The organism is Parabacteroides sp. APC149_11_2_Y6 (genome assembly GCF_054506995.1).
The window spans coordinates 124,568-146,269 of record NZ_CP173709.1; the positions used below are offsets into that span (position 1 = coordinate 124,568).

At 39.7% G+C, this 21,702-nt stretch carries 16 protein-coding genes and 1 tRNA gene; 9 read left to right on the forward strand and 8 right to left on the reverse strand.

The window, feature by feature from the left end:
* Window positions 1-28: 28 nt before the first annotated feature.
* The 5 genes from ACGE0T_RS00430 to ACGE0T_RS00450 form a co-directional block, all read right to left on the reverse strand.
* Window positions 29-595, reverse strand: a complete 567-nt coding sequence (locus tag ACGE0T_RS00430; protein WP_459188603.1) for a hypothetical protein — start codon at window positions 593-595, stop codon at window positions 29-31.
* A gap of 238 nt (window positions 596-833) precedes the next feature.
* On the reverse strand, window positions 834-2,027 hold the full coding sequence (locus tag ACGE0T_RS00435; protein WP_459188604.1) for a pyridoxal phosphate-dependent aminotransferase: 1,194 nt from the start codon (window positions 2,025-2,027) through the stop codon (window positions 834-836).
* A 79-nt stretch (window positions 2,028-2,106) separates the two neighbouring features.
* Window positions 2,107-3,324: a bifunctional 3,4-dihydroxy-2-butanone-4-phosphate synthase/GTP cyclohydrolase II gene (locus tag ACGE0T_RS00440; RefSeq protein WP_459188605.1), complete on the reverse strand. Its 1,218-nt coding sequence runs from the start codon at window positions 3,322-3,324 to the stop codon at window positions 2,107-2,109.
* Window positions 3,325-3,336: 12 nt separating this feature from the next.
* On the reverse strand, window positions 3,337-5,241 hold the full coding sequence (locus ACGE0T_RS00445; RefSeq protein ID WP_459188606.1) for an LptF/LptG family permease: 1,905 nt from the start codon (window positions 5,239-5,241) through the stop codon (window positions 3,337-3,339).
* 104 nt (window positions 5,242-5,345) lie between these two features.
* Window positions 5,346-5,729: an START-like domain-containing protein gene (locus tag ACGE0T_RS00450; RefSeq protein WP_459188607.1), complete on the reverse strand. Its 384-nt coding sequence runs from the start codon at window positions 5,727-5,729 to the stop codon at window positions 5,346-5,348.
* A gap of 219 nt (window positions 5,730-5,948) precedes the next feature.
* On the opposite strand from ACGE0T_RS00450, the gene ACGE0T_RS00455 reads away from it, so the two are divergent.
* Window positions 5,949-6,022: transfer RNA gene (locus ACGE0T_RS00455), tRNA-Met, on the forward strand.
* Between the two features lie 93 nt (window positions 6,023-6,115).
* Here the strand turns inward: ACGE0T_RS00455 and ACGE0T_RS00460 are convergent.
* The 3 genes from ACGE0T_RS00460 to ACGE0T_RS00470 form a co-directional block, all read right to left on the reverse strand.
* Window positions 6,116-6,334 carry a hypothetical protein gene (locus ACGE0T_RS00460; RefSeq protein WP_459188608.1) on the reverse strand — a complete coding sequence of 73 codons (219 nt, stop codon included), beginning with the start codon at window positions 6,332-6,334 and terminating at the stop codon, window positions 6,116-6,118.
* A 729-nt stretch (window positions 6,335-7,063) separates the two neighbouring features.
* A complete protein-coding gene (locus ACGE0T_RS00465) occupies window positions 7,064-7,990 on the reverse strand; it encodes a FimB/Mfa2 family fimbrial subunit (protein WP_459188609.1) in 927 nt (308 codons plus the stop codon).
* Window positions 7,991-8,508: 518 nt separating this feature from the next.
* Entirely contained in the window at window positions 8,509-9,438 is a 930-nt protein-coding gene (locus ACGE0T_RS00470; protein WP_459188610.1) for a FimB/Mfa2 family fimbrial subunit, read from the reverse strand.
* A gap of 711 nt (window positions 9,439-10,149) precedes the next feature.
* Between ACGE0T_RS00470 and ACGE0T_RS00475 the strand changes: the two genes are divergently transcribed.
* The 8 genes from ACGE0T_RS00475 (at window position 10,150) to ACGE0T_RS00510 (ending at window position 21,671) form a co-directional block, all read left to right on the forward strand.
* Window positions 10,150-12,183 carry a hybrid sensor histidine kinase/response regulator transcription factor gene (locus ACGE0T_RS00475; protein WP_459188611.1) on the forward strand — a complete coding sequence of 678 codons (2,034 nt, stop codon included), beginning with the start codon at window positions 10,150-10,152 and terminating at the stop codon, window positions 12,181-12,183.
* A 377-nt stretch (window positions 12,184-12,560) separates the two neighbouring features.
* Window positions 12,561-13,835: a fimbrial protein gene (locus tag ACGE0T_RS00480; protein WP_459188612.1), complete on the forward strand. Its 1,275-nt coding sequence runs from the start codon at window positions 12,561-12,563 to the stop codon at window positions 13,833-13,835.
* A gap of 317 nt (window positions 13,836-14,152) precedes the next feature.
* A complete protein-coding gene (locus tag ACGE0T_RS00485) occupies window positions 14,153-15,394 on the forward strand; it encodes a fimbrial protein (protein WP_459188613.1) in 1,242 nt (413 codons plus the stop codon).
* Between the two features lie 34 nt (window positions 15,395-15,428).
* Window positions 15,429-16,385, forward strand: a complete 957-nt coding sequence (locus ACGE0T_RS00490) for a FimB/Mfa2 family fimbrial subunit (protein ID WP_459188614.1) — start codon at window positions 15,429-15,431, stop codon at window positions 16,383-16,385.
* Between the two features lie 21 nt (window positions 16,386-16,406).
* The gene (locus ACGE0T_RS00495) at window positions 16,407-17,489 is read left to right on the forward strand and encodes a fimbrial protein (RefSeq protein ID WP_459188615.1); all 1,083 of its coding nucleotides are present in this window, start codon (window positions 16,407-16,409) and stop codon (window positions 17,487-17,489) included.
* 23 nt (window positions 17,490-17,512) lie between these two features.
* Entirely contained in the window at window positions 17,513-18,745 is a 1,233-nt protein-coding gene (locus ACGE0T_RS00500; RefSeq protein WP_459188616.1) for a fimbrial protein, read from the forward strand.
* Window positions 18,746-19,096: 351 nt separating this feature from the next.
* Window positions 19,097-20,104, forward strand: a complete 1,008-nt coding sequence (locus ACGE0T_RS00505; RefSeq protein ID WP_459188617.1) for a fimbrial protein — start codon at window positions 19,097-19,099, stop codon at window positions 20,102-20,104.
* A gap of 43 nt (window positions 20,105-20,147) precedes the next feature.
* The gene (locus ACGE0T_RS00510; protein WP_459188618.1) at window positions 20,148-21,671 is read left to right on the forward strand and encodes a fimbrial protein; all 1,524 of its coding nucleotides are present in this window, start codon (window positions 20,148-20,150) and stop codon (window positions 21,669-21,671) included.
* Window positions 21,672-21,702: the final 31 nt, after the last annotated feature.

Sequence of the window (21,702 nt, forward strand, 5' to 3'; positions counted from 1 at the left end):
TGCCGGAATTTCCGGCAGCTTTTTTTATTTAAAATCCGATCTGTATTCCCACATTACAAATCCCTTTATATCCGGCCCCGGCTTCCAGAAAGCCTGAGAACTTGTCATTCCCGAGCCTTATGGCTATAGGGTTGACCTGGAATGCAAAGCCTGCTGCTTCCTGGGCAAATGCGGCGCCTATGCTTGCTGTTCCGTATAATCTGAAGATACCGGATTTGATGTAGTAAACATCTGCTCCTACCATTGTGGCAAACAAATCATAATGGGTAGTTGAATTCTTTTCTGTTTGTTTAATCGGAATGTAAGTGAAATCTCCTCCTAAAGCAAAACGTTCTCCTTCGAATAAATACCGGTAAGCTATTGAAAAAGATCCGGGAGCGCTCATCTCGGCATCCGGATGAAAGATTGCTCCTCCCATCAATATGTCCAGTAAGCCGAAAGCAACAGTAGAGTAGAAGGCATCCCCGTAAGAGAGTTTGATTTGATTTCTTGCAAAATCATCATCAGAGGTCTGTGCCTGGAGTGCATGACTGTTTCCTGCAAGCAGGATTGTTGCCATAATACAGCAAATAAATACTTTTTTAAAACATTTCATTGGAAATTGGTTTTTATAGGTGAATAATATTGGTGAAGAAAAAGTGTTGTTATTTAATTGTAAATAGTATAAGTGCTTCGTTCCTTTATCTCCAAATTTTTACGATATGTATATTATATCCGGGTCGTTTTAAATATTTAATTCTCGGAAGGTTAAAATTGGCTGTTTAAAGGCTAAAGTGTTAATAGATAAGGGGTACAATGATTATGTACCCCTTCAAAGTATATAGATGAAATTCTTATTTTAAAGCGGCTAATGCTTCTTTAATGCGTTTAATAGCTTCAATCAGGTTTTCATCGGATGTTGCATATGAGAAACGAAGACATTCGGGAGCACCGAAAGCAGCGCCTCCTACTGTTGCCACATGTCCGACTTCCAACAAGTACATAGCAAGGTCGGCTGCATTGTTTATTTTGCGGTCTCCTGCACTCTTGCCATAATAAGAGTTAACTTCTGGGAATAAGTAGAATGCTCCTTCTGGAATATTCAGTTTCATACCCGGTATTTCTTTACATAAACTGATAACCAAATCACGGCGGCGTAAGAATGCTTTACGCATTTCTTCTACACAACTCTGGTCGCCTGCAAAAGCAGCGACAGCAGCTTTTTGTGCGATAGAGCTGGCTCCTGAAGTATATTGTCCCTGTAATTTGTTGCAAGCCTTAGCAATCCAAAGCGGAGCAGCGATAAATCCGATACGCCATCCTGTCATTGCATAGGCTTTTGAAACGCCATTTACTACAACTACACGGTCTTTGATTTCCGGGAACTGTGCAATACTCTGGTGTGAGCCTACATAGTTGATATGTTCGTATATTTCGTCAGCGATGACAATAACATTTTCATGTTTAGCAAGAACTGCGGCCAGACCTTTCAATTCTTCTTTGCTATATACGCTACCCGTCGGGTTTGATGGAGAACAAAGAATCAATGCTTTAGTCTTCGGAGTAATCGCTGCTTCCAACTGAGCCGGAGTAATCTTGAAATCCTGGTCGATTCCAGCTGAAACAATAACGTTAGTACCTTCGGCCAGTTTTACCATTTCGACATAACTTACCCAATATGGAGCGGGAACGATAACTTCATCGCCCGGACCTATGATACTCAGTAAAGTATTACAAACAGACTGTTTTGCACCATTTGATACAATAATCTGGTCTGTTGTATAATCCAGACCGTTTTCGTTTTTCAGTTTTGCAACGATGGCTTTGCGCAAGTCCATATATCCCGGAACCGGAGAATAGAAAGAAAAGTTATCGTCGATAGCTTTCTTCGCTGCTTCCTTAATGTGGTCCGGAGTATAGAAGTCAGGTTCACCCACACTGAGATTGATTACATCAATACCTTGAGCTTTAAGCTCTGCACTTTTTTGAGACATCGCCAGCGTCTCTGAAGGCGACAAACTTGCTAAACGATCTGAAACTTGTGTCATAACACTGTTTTTGTATAGGTTATTTTTTAAATTGTTGCAAAAATAGTTATAAATCAGTTATTTTGCAATAAACTGATAGTTATTTAATATTATGCAGGATATGTCCCATACGCTCCTTCTTCGTTTTCATATAAAATTCATTATATGGATTGGGGGTTACTTCAATAGGGACATTTTCTATAACAGTCAGCCCGTAAGCTTCCAGGCCTACGCGTTTAACCGGGTTGTTGGTCATCAGGCGCATCTTGGTTACTCCTAAGTGACGTAAAATTTGTGCACCTACACCATAATCACGTTCGTCGGCCTGGTGTCCGAGATGAAGATTCGCTTCAACCGTATCCAGTCCGTCTTCTTGCAGTTTGTATGCCTTCATTTTTTCCATCAACCCGATTCCGCGTCCTTCCTGATTCAGATAAACAATCACTCCTTTGCCCTCTTTTTCAATCAGGCGCATGGCAGCATGTAATTGTTCCCCGCATTCGCAACGCATGGAGCCGAAAATGTCGCCGGTAGCGCAAGAAGAGTGTACGCGTACCAATACCGGTTCATCTTTCTTAAATGAGCCTTTGATTAATGCGATATGTTCCAGTCCGTTGCTTTTCTGGCGGAATGGAATCAGGCGGAAATGACCGTATTGGGTTGGCATATCTACTTCTACGCCATTCTCTACAATCGATTCCGTTTTCAGACGGTATGCAATCAAATCTTTAATACAAATGATTTTGATTCCGAATTTTTGAGCAACCTCATACAATTGGGGAAGACGTGCCATTGTTCCATCTTCATTGATGATCTCAATCAGAGCTCCCGCAGGGTAAAGTCCGGAAAGGCGTGCCAGGTCTACAGCAGCCTCGGTATGTCCGGCACGGCGGAGTACTCCACGTGAACGGGCACGAAGCGGATTGATATGTCCAGGGCGTCCCAGATCGCTCGGTTTTGTTTTCGGATCGGCCAGTGCACGGATCGTTTCTGCACGGTCGAACATAGAAACCCCTGTAGTGCAACCGCCACCCAGTTTGTCCACTGTAATAGTGAAAGGTGTGCCTAACAGTGAAGTGTTGTCCATCACCTGCATTTCGAGTTCCAGTTCCTGGCAACGTTCCTCTGTGATCGGGGCGCAAAGTACGCCACGTCCGTGAGTCATCATAAAGTTCACCTTTTCAGGTGTTATTTTTTCAGCAGCAACGATAAAGTCTCCTTCGTTTTCGCGGTCTTCGTCATCCACGACAATCAGGAATTTACCTTCGCGAAAGTCTTCAATCGCTTCTTCAATGGTGTTTAATTTAATTTCGCTCATATCGTTTTTTTCTTAATTACTATTTCTAATTATGTCAATCAGTTCTCCACTGGTTTTTTGCAGAGCTTTCATGTCCTGCAGCAGTAGTTTGCGTTGATAGATGGCAAGCAAATAGAGAGGCACGCCTATAGGGAAAAATATTGCTATGGCAAATCCCATATTTCCCTTAATTTTCTTGCTTAAACGGTTGTACCCGCTGATGATCGGATAGTCCATCAATTTATTGAGAACCAGTATTTTGTCAGAGTTTCCCAATTCTTCTATTATATTTTCCATTTCATCGGCTATTACTTCGACTTCCTTGTCGCGTCCGCCGTCTTTCCAGAAAGAAATATAATGTACCCAACGTTTGTGGCTGGATAAATAATTTTTGCATTGGGTTATCAATTGTTCCAATCGGGGAATCATACCTTCGTAATCCGGAGTGAAAATGATAACCTCCTTCCGTTCAATCTTTCTTCCGCTTCGTTTTCCAATCAAGGCTTTGAAAGCATTCATATAAGTGTCTGCATTTAGAATGACAGAGTCTTTTACCGCCTTGTAGGTCAGGAATATACCTAAAGGAGCCAATACTGCCGAACTCAGCCACATGCCTTGCCATGCCGCCCAAACTCCGTCGCGCGCCATTTTAAACCCGATATTATTGATAATATAATAGAAGATGAAAAGGAATACAGAAAGAACGACAGGCACACCCAGTCCTCCCTTGCGGATAATTGCTCCCAGAGGAGCTCCGATGAAAAAGAAGACCAAGCAAGCAAACGAAACAGTGAATTTATTATGCCATTCCGTCATATGGCGTCGCAGGTTGTACCCTTCATCACCCAATGTTGCAGCCTTGAAGAAGTAGTCTCCGCGTTGTGTTTCGATATTGGATTTGGCACGTGATAATAAAGATGCCTTTTCGCTGGGATTCTGGGCAAGGAACAGGCTGTCGTAATTCATTACGACTGTCTTTTTTATTTCTTTTTGTTTTATTTCCGTATCCTGCTTTTTGTTTGCTTCCTCCTTTTTTACCGGTTCGGGCTTATCAAGTGTCTTTCTGTATGAAGTCCTGAATACATTAGTAGCATTGATAGACCGTATGCTATCCAGGCGAACCGACATCGAATCGATAGATTGCTGGAGGCTTTTCATATTTTTCCCCATATACTGGTTCTGCATGAACGATTCGTCTGTACGCGAGAAGTTCGCATTGAAATCGATCAGGATGTCTCTGGAAGAGAACGTCTCGCGGCGATAGGGAACCGATGTTTGCTTGATACCTGTAGACGATTGGTTTTTCAGGTTGGCAAAGGATTCGCCATTATATAAGGAAAGAACCAGGAATTTTTTATCTTCGGACATTTTCAACCTTCCGGAATCGGCAACCATTACGCTGGCATTATTGAAACCGTTGGAAAAGTCGTAAATCATCAGGTCTTTAAGTAGTCCTGTTTTGTTGTCTTTTTGTTTTACATATACATTATATCCGGTGATTTCTCCATAAAAAGTGCCTTCGGGAATATCCAGTTCCGGTGATTTCTGGCGCATGGAGTAGAGGAGCGTGTATAGTTTAACCTGTACGACAGGCATCACATTGTTTTGAAAGAAGAAGGCGCCGACAGCTACGAAGCTAATTGTAATAATCAAAGGGCGCATGATACGTATTAAAGATACGCCTGCCGATTTCATTGCAAGCAATTCTAAACGCTCGCCCAGATTCCCGAACGTCATCAACGAGGCAAGCAGAATTGCAAGCGGCAAAGCCATGGGGACAAGGAATAGTGCCGCATACATAAACATCTCAGCTAATATGGGGATGCCTAAACCTTTGCCGACCATATCGTCGATATATCTCCATAGAAACTGCATCAACACAATAAACAGACAAATGCCGAATGTCATGAAAAACAATGGCAGAAATGTCTGCAACATAAATGTATATAATCGTTTTATTTTTAGCATTACGAATTATCCGATTGACGGGACAAAAGTAGTGTAAAAAACGATAGAAACCCTATAGAAATCACTAAAACAATCTAAATGCCTAATGTCCGTTTCAGTGCTTCTACCTGTGTATCCCATAACTCTATTGAATCTGTTTTCTCGTCCGGCTCGGCAAAATCAGTAATCTCGAGACTGGTGGTTCCGGTCAGTTCGATTGTATGGATATAAAATTCAAAGTATGCATTTTCATCTTCTTCATCCGTCCAGCGGAAGCGGATGGTGACTTCCGGTTTCAGGAAGAGAACTTCCGCCTCTTCTTCCGTTTTATCCCATTTAAATGTGTATATGGTATCGTTGATAGTGACATCATCTGCAAACCAGGCAGATAACCCTGGAGGGGTGGTGATTTGATTCCATAAGCTTCTTTTTGAAACTTTATCGAAAACATATTCGATATGAAACTTTTCTTTTTTCATGTCTATGTCGTGTTAATTGCGCACCAAGTTAGTAAAAGTATCAAGATATTCAAAATTATTATAAGATTTCTGATAAGAAAAAAGCATCTCAGGATTAACCTGTTAAAAGGAAAAGTTAAATTGCCTGTGAATTTTTTTCTTTAAAGTGTTGCACAGTCTAAAAATAAGTTCTACTTTTGCAGCGTCAATAAGGGAATTGATACTTATTACAAACATGATGGCGAGATAGCTCAGCTGGTTAGAGCGCATGATTCATAATCATGAGGTCCCCGGTTCAATCCCGGGTCTCGCTACGAAATAGCCTCAAAGTCAAATGATTTTGAGGCTATTTTTTTGAAATACCATAAGCCTGTCGGGGTGACCCCGGTTTTGTATTTCTACTATTCTCAAACAGACTCTGAGCTATTCTTCCTTTTTTTTAAGCGATAACGGTCTATAATGATGAATATGATAGTAGGAATAGCTGCTATAACCGAATTTACTAATAAATTTCCATCTTTCAGTTCTTCGTCTGAAGCACATTCGCGAATAAGGCGATTAACAGCAAGCAATAAGACAAAGACCAATAAATAGCGCATCCAGGATTTCATTTTAAACTTTTCCATAAGAGATAATTTGTATTTTATTTATTTCATAGGCTATAGATTATTTTTCATGCCCTTCTTTGGCAGAAATCAACGTGTCGTTTTTCTGAAAACTACCCGTTGAAATATTCTTTTGATAAGAGTAAGAATGATGAATAATAATTGTCAAAAGAAAAAAAGACTTCATGAAAAGTAATTTCAATAGTTATCAAAAGAATATTTCAATAGGAACTTTGTGAGAAAAGAACGGTTCGAATTTAAAAAAGAACGAACCGGAATTGAAATTTCATGATTGACTCTAACAAAGGTAATAATAAAAGAGTTATTGGGTGTGTAGTTTGATGCATTTATAAAGAAAGAGCGGACAGCCTCATGACTATCCGCTCTTTATAATAATTATGTAACCTCACGGTTATGTTAATTAGGTTTGCTTGTAAGAATTAAGGGATTCATACAAACAGAGTATAGGGTAAAATTTCACAAATTGTATTGTGTTCTTTTTCTGTTACAAAAATAGTGGATTCTATAAGACAAAATAGCTGGCATTCCTTTCATACAACGGTGGTATTTGTGTCATTGCTGATAATCAGTTATTTACGATGTGAATTGATGTTTGTTAACTGACTGCAATCCTATCAATATGGTATGTATTCCTCTCATTGTGATTGGCGTATTTGAAAAAAAATCCCGGACATTCAGAAATATCCGAATGTCCGGGAATATGCATATAAAAAAATTGAGGGTCAAAAATTAAATTGTAACGTATTGAGAAGCTGTGCTCCAAGGAGAAACAGTAAGGCTGTAATTCTTTTTTGAAAGGTCAAAAATAAATGTGGCTTGTTCTCCTTCGTTTACAGGCACGATCTCTGAATTTTGGCTTTTTTCGCTGGAAAGAATCAGATTGCCGTCTTTGTAAAGCTCTACAACGATATCAGAAGATGGTAAAATGGCTGCTTTCTTAGAGATTAAATAGCCGTTTTCGTTTATTGTAGCCGGAATAATATATTCTACATCTGAACCTGTTAATTCTCCATTGCAATTGAAAGAACTTTTTGTTTTCTTGATTTTGTAATAAAAATCACCTTCTGTAGAATCATAGACCTTAATGATACCTTTTGTTAAAAGAGAAATAGAAGCTACTTTGCGTTCTATTTTTAATTCTTGTGCAACTGCTTTTGTCGCAGGGCGGCTGATAGTTGCTTGTCCATAGAACAAATCGCTGGGGAAATTGCTTGCTATGCCATTGTTGTGCTTTAAGCTAACTTGCAAGTCGGAGATAATATTAGCCTGGTTCATGGAGGAAATTTCTTCGTTTTCGTCTGAGATGCCAGCCCATGCTACGACTGTGATTTTGGATAGGCCCGGGCAATTGATATCAACGGCCTTGCCCTGTAATAAATAATCTTTGCTGATTGTCAGTTGTTGGTAAAAATCATTATTTTCGTCGAAAACGAACAATGTTGTATTTTCTACATCACCATCAGCTGTAATGTCTTTGTTTTCTGAGTATGCTTTGAGAATTACGGAGAAAGGAGCTTCTATCGAATTGGTAACAACTTCATTTGTACCATTACTTACGATAACATCGTTGTCTGCTGAGCAACTTGCGAAAGAAATTGTTGCAATAATTGTGAAAATAGACAACAAACAATTTGTGAAAATTTTACCCTTTTTCATGACCCTAATTTTTTATATGCGTTAATTTACCCTATACTCTTCAGGAAAGCTATTCAAGATTAAGACCCTCATCAAAACCTCTTGTTTCCTGTTGACATTGCAAATATAGAATTGTATTTTTATATTATTCTGTTTTTATGTTTAAAATAAGTTAAATCAGTCAAAATAGCGTGGGAAAGTATCAGATAAGGGTGGTTTTTCTCTCAAAATAGATGATTTTCATAGGGTGGAGTGATACTTTTAGCTTTTTAGGCTTATTGCATTTTATTGCTGCTGCAACTTTTCTGATATGAATACATCCTATATGTGAAAGGAATAGCATGTATGGCTCCGGGTAATTATCCAGTTGGAAAGTTTTGTTTTTCAAAGTGAATGAAATCTTCTTTTTGCGAATGGTGATGCTATCATAAACAGGTGTAAAGCTATCACGGAGAATCGCATATTTGAAAAAAAAGAGCGCACACGCGGAACAATCCGGGTGTACGCCAATATGCATATAAAAAATTGAGGGTCGAAAATTAACCTATTGTAACATATTGAGCAACTGTACCCCAATCTGAGACAGTAAAGCTGAAGCTGTTACGAGAAAGGTCGAAAACGATATTTGCTTGTTCTCCTTCGTTTGCAGACAAAATTTCCGGATTTTTGGAATTTTCGCTGGAAAGAATCAAATGATCGTCTTTATAAAGCTCTACAACGATATCGGAGGCTGGTAAAATAGCTGTTCTTTTAGAAATTAAATAACCATTTTCGTTTACTATAGCCGGAATAATGTATTCGACATCCGAACCGGTTAACTCTCCGTTATAATTGAAAGAACTTTTTGTTTTCTTTATTTTGTAATAATAATTTCCTTCCGTAGAATCATACATTTTAATGATTCCTTTAGTTATCAGGGATATAGATGAAACTTTGCGTTCGATTCTTAATTCCTGAGCCGATGCTTTGGTAGCAGAATGGTTTACTGTTGCTTGTCCGTAGAACAGGTCACTGGGGAAACTGCTTGCCACGCCGTTGTTTTGTTTTAATTTTACCTGAAGGTCCGAGATGATATTTGCCTGGTTTAAGGCGGAAATATCTTCATTCTCGTTAGAAATGCCAGCCCATGCAACCACTGTGATTTTAGATGCGCCCGGACAGCTTATTTCTATAGGTTTAGCTTGTAGCAGATATTCTCTGCTGACTGCTAATTGAGTATAAAAGTCATTGTTTTCGTCGAAAACATACAAGGTCGTATTGTCTACATCGCCATTGGCGGTGATATCCTGATTCTCGGAGTATGCTTTAAGAATGACAGAGAAAGGTGCTTCTACAGATGTAGCGGCAACTTCATTGGTCCCGTAATTAACGATGTCATCGTTGTCTGCTGAACAACTGGCAAAAGATATTGCAGTTATAATTGTGTAGATAGACAACAAACAATTTGTGAAAATTTTACCCTTTTTCATGACCCCTAATGTTTTTTTATATGCTTTTAATTACCCTATACTCTCAGGGAAACTATTCAAGATTAAGACCCTCATCAAAATCTTTTGTTCCCTTTTGATGTTGCAAATATAAAATTGGTTTTTGATATACATCTTATTTTTATGTTTAAAATAGGTTAAATATATCAATATTATTGGTATGGCTATCATTTATATGGTGTTTTTGTGTTGTTTGCATTGGTATTTGTGTCTTTTTAAGCTGTGTTTCTATTAATCATTTTGTTTTGATATGGGTTTTCGGGTGCTGAAATTTGCCGGAACGGGTGTGTTCGTATCAGGATTTGATAGTAATATGTCTGTATTTATCGTTTGATGTTTCTATACCTATTGATTTTCGGGAATTTTGCATGGCGGCTGTTTTCTTGCGTACATAATAATATATAATGATGAAGATGATTTATACTAATTTTGGTTTTTGAAAGAAATATAGTGTGTATATGTATCAAATATATGTGTATTTGTATCACGCCCATTCTTTATTAACGGTGTTAAAAATCTCATTACCTTTGAAAATAAACGCTTTTATATTGTGGATTCCAAAATATTATTATCATCTTTGCATGGTATTTACGAGGGTTGTTGATGTATCGGAATGGAATCCGGTATTTCATTGAAAGGCATTATATAAATCGATAAGTACTATAGTGGTTAAAAAATAAATGCATATAAATTATGAATAGGAAATCACTGTTCAGAAAATCTTCTGTATTGCTTGCCTGTATTTCTTGTTGCTACTTTCCCGTTTTTGCAGCAGGCGTTGAATCCGACTCTTCCGGGATTCTTACTTATGGCATGATAGGTGTTTTACTGGTCTTGCTGGTATTGGTTTTTCTTTATATAAGGAAAATGCAAAGCCAGTTTAGCGGATATGTTCAGAATTCCACTCGCGAAAAAGATGAGTTGGAGAAACTTCAACGCGAACTGTCCGAAAAAAATCATATACTCGACTTGAAAGAACATGAACTGGAAGAGAAATCTACCCAATTAACTTCTTTGGAAGCCGATATCGAGCAGCAAAAATCCGGTTTCTTGCAAAAAGAGGCGGAATTGAGGCTGCAATTGTCCGATTCGGAAATGAATATATCCACCCTTGCCAATAATAAAAAGGAGTTGGAGCAGCTTTTGGTAACAAAAATCAAGGAAAACGATATCATCCAGCGGGAAGCAGCCGAAAGGCAAGAAGAGGCGGAACGCCAGATTAGGGAAGCCGGACGTATCCATGACAGTTTCTTTATCGAGACGATCCACGAAATGCGCACGCCTCTTTCCCTTGTATTAGGGTCTCTTGCCCTGGTGGTTCAAAATAAAGACAGGGAAGAGGATATGTCTACCCAGCTTCTCTCCGCTTATCGTAATACCTTGGCGATGCAGGACCTTGCAGACCAGCTTATCGGTACGCGTCGTTCCAATGATGTAGCAAGTTACCTTCGTGTGGCGCGTTATGATATGGTGGATATTGCGCGTCAGTGTAGCGACCTGTTTGTGGACTGGGTGGCAATGAATAATGTCGATTTCCGTATCAATACCCAGACAAAAACTCTTTGGGTATGGATGGACCGCCGCAAAATGGAATTTACGCTTCGTATGTTGTTGAGCAATGCGTTTAAGAATACTTTTGCTTATGGCAAAGTGACGATGTCGTTGTCTGTTGTAAATGAAGGTGGAAAAGCCTATTGTACAGTGAAGGTGTCCGATGAAGGGCTGGATGAAGAAAAAGGCGCACGTCGAGGTTTGAGACAAATTATAGATATGGTAAACGATATCGGCGGCATTTACCGCACGGTATCCGATACGAACGGCACCTCTTATACCGTTATGCTTCCGTTAGGCAAGCAGCATTTGTTGGACCGCCGGGTGGAATTTGTAGAACCGGAGGCGGACCTGGTAAAACTGAACGACCGCCAGAAAGAAGAAATCGCCGAACTGATACAGGTGATTCCGGAAAAGAAAGAAACCGGCAAGAAATTGCTGGTGATAGACGACAGCGACCAGATCCGTTGGTTCCTGAAACACGTGTTCACCAAAGAATATGAGGTGTTGGAAGCCCGCAACGGGCAGGATGGCATTGATGTGGCGCTTGAGGAGCAGCCGGATTTAATCCTTTGCGATGTGATGATGCCGGTGAAGGACGGTTACCAGACCTGCCGTGAGATAAAGAGCAACCCGCAACTGGCGCAAGTTCCAGTGGTGATGCTTACGGCAAAGGTGGAAAGCGAAGACGTGATAACCGGTATCGAAGCCGGTGCGGACGATTACATAACAAAGCCTTTCGATGTGGAAATCCTGCGCAGCAAAATCAACAGTCTGATGAAGAAGCGCGAGGATATGCAACATTATTATACGAACAACCTGCCGGTGGATGGTGGCGAGGAGAAAGCGATTCCCACCAACCCCTTTATGGATGCTGTGGTAAAGACAATAGAAAAACATCTGGAAGATTCTACTTTTGAAGCAAAAGTACTCGCAGACTCATTGAATATGAGTCTGCCGACCTTGTACCGTAAAATCAAACAGTATTCTGATTTAAGCATCCTGGAACTGACGCGCAATATCCGTTTGAAGAAAGCGGCGCAGTTGCTCCTTACCCAGCAATATTCCGTACAGGAAGTGGCTGAGATGGTCGGCTTCAACGATACGGCAACATTCCGTAAACGTTTTACGGAACAATATAATGTAACTCCTTCTCAGTACGGGCAACCGTCCTGAGAGAGGGGGCAAATACTAAATTCTATTTTTTGAAAAAACAACCCACCACTTAGGCGCCAATCCCACCTGATAGTAGATTGTATTCTTCTTATCCCTATGATATTCTGCTTGATATCGCCAAACTCACAGGATGAAAAAATATCAAAAAAGGGTGTAAAGAAATCAAAATAACAAATTAGAGTTTTACCGATAATTATTGATAGAAATGCCAATAAGCTCATAAAAGGCAGTCCTCTATCTTTGCAATGTCGAAAAGATGAAACGGCCATTTGGGAAGTTTATGAAACTCATATCCGCTCTCATTCAGCTATAGGGTAATGAAAGATTTTAAAATAAAATACATAAGAAATTTATTAACAATTTAAACTTACGTGAATATGAAACTAAGAAATTTAATGTATGCAACAATGATTGCATGTGCATTTGCTTCCTGCTCAAAGGACGAAACACCTGGTGTAGTAGGAAATGATGGCGAAGCTGCTGAAGCGACTCTCTCTTTGATGGTAAATAGTACACAGACTAAGGCGGCAGACACGGATATTACATCTTTAGATGTTGTTATCTTTAAAGGTCAGGTTGCAGAAGGTTCAGATCCTGTATTAGAAAAAGTTGGCAAAGCGACTGCTGCTGATAATGTAGTTGCTGTAGAGAATATTCCGGTTACCAGCGGTAATAAAACAATTGTAGTATTGGCTAATGTACCTTCTACACTAATTGAAGGAATAGGAAAATATTCTGATTTAGCGGAATTGAAAAAAGACTTTAACGCTGCAGGTGCTGCTGAAGTAGATGGAAAACTTACAATGAATAGTAAGGTTTATGAAGTAAATGTAGCTGTAGATAAAAAGAATTATTTAGGATATTTATCTGTTCCTGCAGATGGCGTTGCCGTAACTGCTGCTGCAGGTGTAGCTGTGAATACTCCGGTTAATTTGTATAGAAATGTTGCTAAAGTTGAATTGAACTCATTGGCGGTACAACCTACTGCAAATTATAAAGGTGGACAATTTACATTAAAGGGTATTTTCTTATTGCACGGCAATAAAGTAACAAAATTAGTAGGTGCTGACTCTAAAGAATGGGGTGCTACTGAAGTGAATATGGCTAATGTGTTAAATGGTTATTTAGATGGAGATGCTTATCAAACTTGGGTTGATGCGATGACAGGTAAGACCGCTGTTTGGCCTATGTTTAATGGTTCGATGGAATCTGAGTCTTCTTATGTTAATGCCATTACAACATTTGCTACAACCAGTTTTTATGCTTATGAAAATACATCTGCAACAAGAACACTTGTTGTTGTAAAGGGTGATTTCTCTTATGACGGCGTTGGAGGTACAGTAAAAGAAGAAAATAGATATTATCCTATAGCTGTAGGTGTTAGTGGTATTGATCAAAGTAAGGGTGTACTTGCTGCAATCCCTTCCAATTCAGAATTACATGCTGCTATAGCAAACTCAGGTCGTGAAGGTGCCATTTTGGGGGTTCTTCGTAATGTGAAATACTCTTTAGGTTTGACTATTACAGGTCCTGGTTATAAAACTCCGTTTGGTCCTAAACCAAGCACTGAAGGTGGTAGTGATACTTTCTTGAATGTGTCTTGTAAAGTTGTAGGATTTGCAGAAGTTGCTCAGTCAGAAACTGTTGAATAATATACTGTGAATAATTGTAAAAAAAGCTCTCGAACATTCGAGAGCTTTTTTTATGCCTATCCGCTTTTATAAGCCGAACATTGCCTATTTCTTTAAATAAAAATCCTTATTCCATGAAAATCAAAGGGAAATACATTAAATTTGTAACCTGTAAAAATAACAAACAAGGGTGAGAATCTATCAAAAAACAATCTGATAGTTTTATCTATTAACAACGAGAGAACTACCTATCCGAATATACATCAAGGAAATATACTTTTGTAATGTAAAATCAATAATTTAATCCACAGGAAAGTTAATAAAATTACAATACACCTATGAAGCTGAAAAGTTATCTAATCTCACTATTAGCTATATGTGCATTGTTCTCTTGCTCAAAAGAAGACAATACAGGTATAGAAGTGCCGGGGTTCGAACCGGATGCAACGCTCTCGTTGGCTGTAAGCGCTGATTCCCAAACCAAAACGAAAGCTGATAATCCTGCCGATGGAATTAAGCAATTAACCGTTTTGGTCTATATAGGAGATGCCTATTCCACTATGAAGGATGTATCTGCTGAAAATAACGGGGATTTGAGCGAAGTGACCAATATCCCAGTGAAATCAGGAAATGTGAAAGTGCTGGTTCTTGCCAATGCAGGCACTGATGTGAAAACAAAGTTTGAAGGCAAATCGCTTACTGAAGCGCTTCAGGTAAAAGCAGCCAATCTTGAAAACGAAAAAGATGGCAGTCTGACGATGAGCAGCGGAGTGATGGAGGTTACTCTTAGGGCAAGCGTGGTAAACTGCATCGGATATACGGCTACTCCGGGTGAAGGAAAATTTAGCGTAAAAGACGATAAAGTAAACCTGTATCGTAATGTGGCACGTATACAGTTGGCTTCACTTACTGTCGTAAAAGATACGGAATACGGAACAAATGCAAGTTTTGTTTTGAAAAAGACTTTTGTAGTGAATGTGAAAAGTGAATCGCTTTTGGCTTCCGAAGCAGAGTGGGGCACAGTGGAAGCTGACGCTACAGCAACTCAAGAGAGCGGGCGCTTTACTTTCTGGTGGCAAGGCGGCTGGGAAGATCAGACTGGGACAGTCTTGACAAACGGACTTCTTAAGAAAGACCTTCTTTCCTATGAATTTACAGAATCTGAACGTCCTGAAATCCCTGTAGGAGGTTCATACACGCTTACCGGGGACAACGCACCGATAGGTAAAGCATTTTATGTATATGAAAATATGAAATCCCGGAAAGGAGCGCAGACAATCTTCGTTGTTTGTGGCGACTATACTTATACGCCGGAAGGGGCAACCCGACCGAAAACCGTATACGATACCTATTATGCTGTCGTTGTGAATGATCCGGCTAAAAGTGGAGAAGACAAGTTTGATGGGATTGCTAAGCACGATTTTGTGAAACGCAATGTCCAATACAATCTAAGTCTGACCTTGAATGGTTTCGGTTCCGATACGCCCGATCCTTCTACCGGCGTTTATGTCAACAGCAAGGTTGTCGTTAATAAGTGGAATAGCCCGATATATATTGGCAGTAATGAGGGAGTTGAGTAATACGATTAAAATAGGGTAATAAAAATAATATATTATGAAACATATATCATTTATAAAAAGAAATCTTATTCTTGCATTCGGGGCATCCGTATTCCTGTTTGCCGGATGTATCAAGGAAAGCCTGGATCCCTGTTTCAGACTTTCTTTGCGGGCAGAGAATGTGAAAGGGGACGATATAACAAACCTGGGATTAGTGCGTGATGTATCCCTGTATATTTTCGATGAAAATATGAATTACCTGGAAACCCGCCAGTTGGATAAAAATTTTATTCTTTCCCGTAGCAATATTGAATTGTCCGGTTATTCGGCAGATCGTAAATTGCATCTTGTGGCATGGGGTAACCTGGGGGATAAAACCAACCAGTCGATCAGTGAACCCAAAAACCTGAACGACCTGAAGCTGATGCTGAATAGCGAGAATGGCATTGCCCAATCTCCCGACAGCTTGTATTTCGGCTCTAAAGAAGTTATTATGGCGGATGATGGCATATCCAAAGAAGATACGGTGGTGGTCCGTCTTAAGACTGGTACAATTACAATTAAGACGGAAGGAGTTCAAAATTTGATAACAAGCCAGATTATGAAGAGTCCTGATGATTTGGCTTTCGGAATGGATAATACGCTGGACACTTACGATGCTGCCGGAGTTCAAACCGGTAGCCAGGTAGCTTACCGTCCTGAGAGCATGTACGACAATGCTATTTCCGAATGGCGTACGACCGGTGCAGTAGACGCGGGACAGGAAGGTAAATCCGGTGGTATGCAGAATGTTTTTCCCGGTGAAGATTTGACCTTTTCCGTACAGCGGGGCGGGGCGGATATTCAGAAAGTATCTAAGATACTGAATATAGAAACGGGTGTGGAAGAAACCCCGAGTGTAGCAGCAGGCGGACGTCTGGATATTATTTTCAGTTTTGATGCGGATGGTAATCTGTCGGCTAAAATGCGTGTTTCTCCCTGGGGAGTGGTCGACGATGCTATTGAGTTCTAATTTTTAAAGGAAGATAAGGTGATGAAATTAACAAACATATTATTGGCAGGCTTCGCATTGGCAATGGTTACTACAGGTTGCAAAAAGGATGAAGTCAATCCTTCAGAGCCATCCGGAAATGCAAAGTTGAATGTCAGCCTGAAGGCTTCCGGCATAGCAACTAAAGCTACCGACCCGGAAGAGCAGGCTGGAGAATCGAATATTAATAATGTGGCTGTGCTTGTTTTCAATGAAGCCGGTACGCAATTGTTGGCAACCCCCTTTTGGGAAGAAATATCTACAACAGACGGTACCGCTTCCGTTTTGGATGTTCCCGTACAGTCCACGATGGCGCAGATTGTAATTGTGGCGAATTGTCCGCAGAATACATTTTCTGCAATTACTTCTTATAGCGATGCACAAGCCCGGCTGGCTCAACTTGCCGACCAGGGACAAGGAAATTTGACGATGAGCAGCCAGGTGATTGTTACCGAGACAAGTTTGTCGGCTGGGGATAACTACCTGGGATATACTACTATGGGAGAGAATAACGTGAATGGCATTTCGGAACCGGTGGAACTGACTCGTCTGGCTGCACGTATCGATCTGGTAAATGTACGGACTTCTTTTGAAAGCGATCCGGTATTGAAAGACCTCTCTGTCCGCCTTGATGAAGTATCTTTAAGGAATATGAAGACCGCCTCCCGCTTTTTTAGTGCGGATTATTGGGGTGCGGTTATGGTAGACGGGCAGTTGGCTACCGATGGAGTTACGATCCCTGCCGCTAAAGCAGTCATTAACCCCGGTAGCCCGCAGACAAACCTTTTCCGTACCTATGTAATGGAAAATCAGGATACTGCAACGCCGACGGAGTTGGTTATCAAGGCTACTTTGGTGGATGAAACTGGACGTGTAATAGGGGAACAAAAAGAATTTGCCTCTACGATAAACCTGAATGGCACGACAGTACAAGGTGTTGCACATAAACTGGTAAAACGCAACTATGTATACCGCCTGAATGTAAACTTTACTCCGGCGAGTTTTGAAGGGACTGCCGCCCTGTTGGATGTACAAGTTGAAGTGGTAGGTTGGGGACCGGTCAACCAGAATGTGGATATTGAATAATTCATCTTTTAAATAGAAAAGTTATGAAACTAAAAAATATAATATTCGCCTTATTAGTTATCTGTTGCTTGCCGGCATGTTCGAAGGATGAACCTGTTGTCGGCGGTGATTCGGGAGAAGCGGCAGAGGCTTCGGTATCGTTCGTTGTTAGTTCGGACCCAACAAAGGCGGTAGTAGTAACAGGTAAAGAATCCTTTATCCGGACATTAACCGCTTATATCTTTAAGGATGAACCCGGTTATCCGTTTGTTACTTCAAAAACGATAACTTCCGATGGACAAAATACAATAACCCAAATTGAAGATATTAAAGTTAAAGTACAATTAGATGAAAATGGCAATAGCGCAGATAAGTTTGTCGTTGTTTTTGTAGCGAATGCCACTCCTGCAACGGATGTTTCATCATTAGACGTTTTAATGGCTTCTACAATCATCCATACGGCGGACTTTAGTGATGGAATCTTACCGATGTCAAGCGCAAAAATCCGGTTTGCAAATTTGAAAGCTGGCGATAATTGGGTTTATGCCGATAGTCGTTCTAACGATGGTTTTGTAGATGGGAATGTTGAATATCAGCCGGGTAAAGCGAATGTAGCACTGACCCGCTTTGTTTCCCGTGTGGAGGTGGATAAGTTGGATGTTAACTTTAGTGATGATGGGAGTGCAGAAGGTTCTATCCCAGTGAAATATCCTAATGCATCTTTCACATTGCATACGATTTCGCTTGTGAATGTCAATGCAACTACAAATATATCAGGTGAAGTTGGGGTACCTTCCTATTTGCGGGGACTTAGTGATGCTGTATATAATCCTCTGGCAGGAGAATTAACCTGGATCGCCTCTTCTGGGTATTTGGCTTATTTGACACATGACTATTCGGGTAATCCGGTGGAATTGAAAGGAAGTGATGAATTTTTCTTTATTGATAAAACGGACGCAAAAAAAGATGGAGAAAAATTTGTGAGATATATGTATCCCAATTCGGCAGCTAAAGGAACAGCCTTGTTAATATCCGGAATGTTCAAGCGTAATGCATCTGCTGAACCTGAAATGAGATATTATCGGGCGTATTTAAATGAACAGGGACTGACGTCGCCTGCATCGATAGGGCGGAATAATCAGTATGTCGTTACTATCCACATCAACGGTGAAGGGTCGGATAAGCCTGATCCTATTTCGGAAACTGTCGGTATCTCTGTAGGCTTGTCGGTTAAACCGTGGAATGTCTATGAACAAAACAGCGGAATCACAAATTAATATTTTGTCTTTTCGTAAAACAAGAAATAAAAAGAGGGGTTGTTCGTTAACTGAATAATCCCTCTTTTTATTTCCAGGCAATAGCTTAGGAAGCTATTCTTCCCCTCTTCCAATATCGGCATTTTTGTCATTTTAATTGTATTTCTCTCAAAGCGAGATTCGCACCTGCTATTTTGATAGGCAACCCTTGTTTTACCCCATCTTTTCCTGTAAATATCTGTATTTCTCTCGCTTTTTAGGTGCATAACTATCAATGTTTTGCACGTTATTTTTACCCCTCTAAATTGCGACAGACACCTACTTTCGGTCTGTCCCGTACTCCATACATTTGCATCATAAAGTTAAAGCAAAATGAAGTCAAATAAATTATTCCATACAGTCATGAAAGTAAAAAACATCATTTACATAATCTCTTTAGTGTTCGCAGCAATGTCCTGCTCCATGGATAGCGACACAATGATGAACGACACGACTAAAGAAATTGAAAACTCTTTAAACAATGGTGAAGTAGCAGTTTCTTTCTCATTGACAGACGGAAGCGTGGCAACAAAAAGCGTAACACCTGCTGCTGCCGATAATACAACAGACCAGGATATTAATAATGTAACCGTATTTTTATTGAAGAATGATGCAGTGATCGATGTAATGACTTCTTCAACAGGTAATACTGCTTATAACAATTGCTTCTATGTAAAAAATGAAGGTTCGATGGAATTAATCGTTGTAGCAAATGCTTCAACACTTGGTGTAAATTATGAAAATAGCGAATCAATTCTTAAAGCTGCTGCAAATTTGAGTGACTGTACAAAATGGGCAAGACATACAATCGATTTCTCTAAAGCTGAAAATAAAAGCTATAATGCTGCAATCGAATTATCCCAATCCTATGCGAAAATAGAATTGGCTGAATTTAATGTTAGAAAAGCATCAGGCAATTATAATGATGTAGAAGTCGGTTTGGATAAGGTAGAAATTAAAAATATCAACAGTAAAGGTGTAGTAGACGGTTCTTTGGTTGAGTCTCCCGAATTAGGAAATAAAGAACAAGATTGTATGTATACAATTATTCCAACAACAAATGAATCTAAAAATATTGTTGCAAATTCCTTGAAATTTAATACTTTTGCTAATGCGGAACAGATGGTAATGATTTTGACATACCATGTTGGGAAAGTTTCAAAAACACATGAAATTGTAATCGAGGGAAATGAGGGTATGATTAACGCTGGAAACATTTATAAGATAAAGGTAAATGCAACTTTAAGAGCTGAACAGTTAGACTTTAATGTAGTATTCGATATCCTGAACTGGATTGACGGCGGTACATTAATTGATGGCGATTTAATAATACAGAAATAATTGAGGGTAAAATAATATAGAGGTCATGAAAATAAAAAATACAATGAAAAGTTTAGTATGGATGTTTGCCGCTATATTGGCTATGTCGGCTTGTTCGTCAAAAGATGATATACCAAACAACAGGACTGATGAAGATGCTCCGCTTTCGGTTGTTTTTTCGGTAGAGAATGAAACAACGAAAGCAGTAGGAGGTGAAATCGGCCCTTCTGAAAAAGAGGTAAATGTAAAACGTTACCATGTGGCACTGTTCAAAAATGGTACGCGTGTCGACCATAAAGAATATGGCGATGGAACGGGCTCTTCATTACTCCCTGCAGGAGCAAATACATACAAGGCTTCTTTTCGCGATGTTGTAGAAGGCAATGTCGCTGTATATGTAATAGCCAACTATCCTTCCGGGCAGACTTTCCCTGATACAGATTGGGGAACATACGAACAATATAAAGCCCAATCGGTTACTTCGGATCTGAATGAAACGGACGGCTTGGTGAAAGTCGGGTATAAAGAATTTACTGTAAACTCAATAGAGACAGGAAAGACAGTATTAAACTTGTCATTGATACAATTGACAGCCCGTTTGGATATAACTTTAAATTGGACTGATCGTGAATTGGAAGAACATACGGATAAGGCTGAGTCTAAATTTTTGGAAGAGACTAAAACTGATGTAGTAAAATATACTGATGAAAAGGATATTGATAAGTATGTTCCTAAAGAGACTATAATGAAAACTCTTGGTAAGTATTTAGAGTATGAAACAAGTTCTGCAAAATTTGCATGGGCTTCTGCTTTGGATGCTTCTGCTTGGAACGGTTGGGTTGGAAATGAAGATGAAAACCCCAGGCCTTCTAAGTTTCTTGCTAAGGAAGATGGTAGTCTTTATTTACGTGCAAAAATAAAAGAAGCAGGAAGCAATACTTTTAACAGTTATATGACAGACTTTAAAATAGACGCTTACACTCAGTTGGTTGATGCTGAAGTAACAGTTCCTGTATTTGGTTTCACTGCGGGAAAAATAGACATGGAAAATCTGAATAAAAAATCTAATATCTGTATTTATAATGATAAAGCAGCTGAAAATCAAGCATATGAAGCTGATCTTCTTGAACCCGTAGACTCTTCGTTTTATACATATGAAATTAAAGGTAAAGAGATGAAGCTAAATGTTGAAATAGGGAAAGGCCTATGCTTATACCGGGTTTATAAAAAGCAGTACCGGAGATATGGATATAAAATTTATAGGGGACAGTGGGTCGAGGACTTAAGAGGTAATAGAATTGGTTATAATTGGGATAGAAAAGGTGGTTACCCATTAGAGGCATGGAATGAGGTAGCCCCCCAATTAATAAAAGAATATGATGGCTATACAGATACACCTGCTGTTGCACCTTCTTTGACAGATTCTCATTCTTATACACTGAATATTCCTGTTGCGACTGTTGAAAAAATAACAAAAGGGCATATTTATCAAGTGAGAGGGACCCATACCACCATCGTCAAGCCTGTTATCACATGGGAAGTTGTCGGTATGGATAAAGTAGATGTTAATCCGGAACCATTTAAATAATAGAGAGGGTAAGATAGAATAGATAACAATA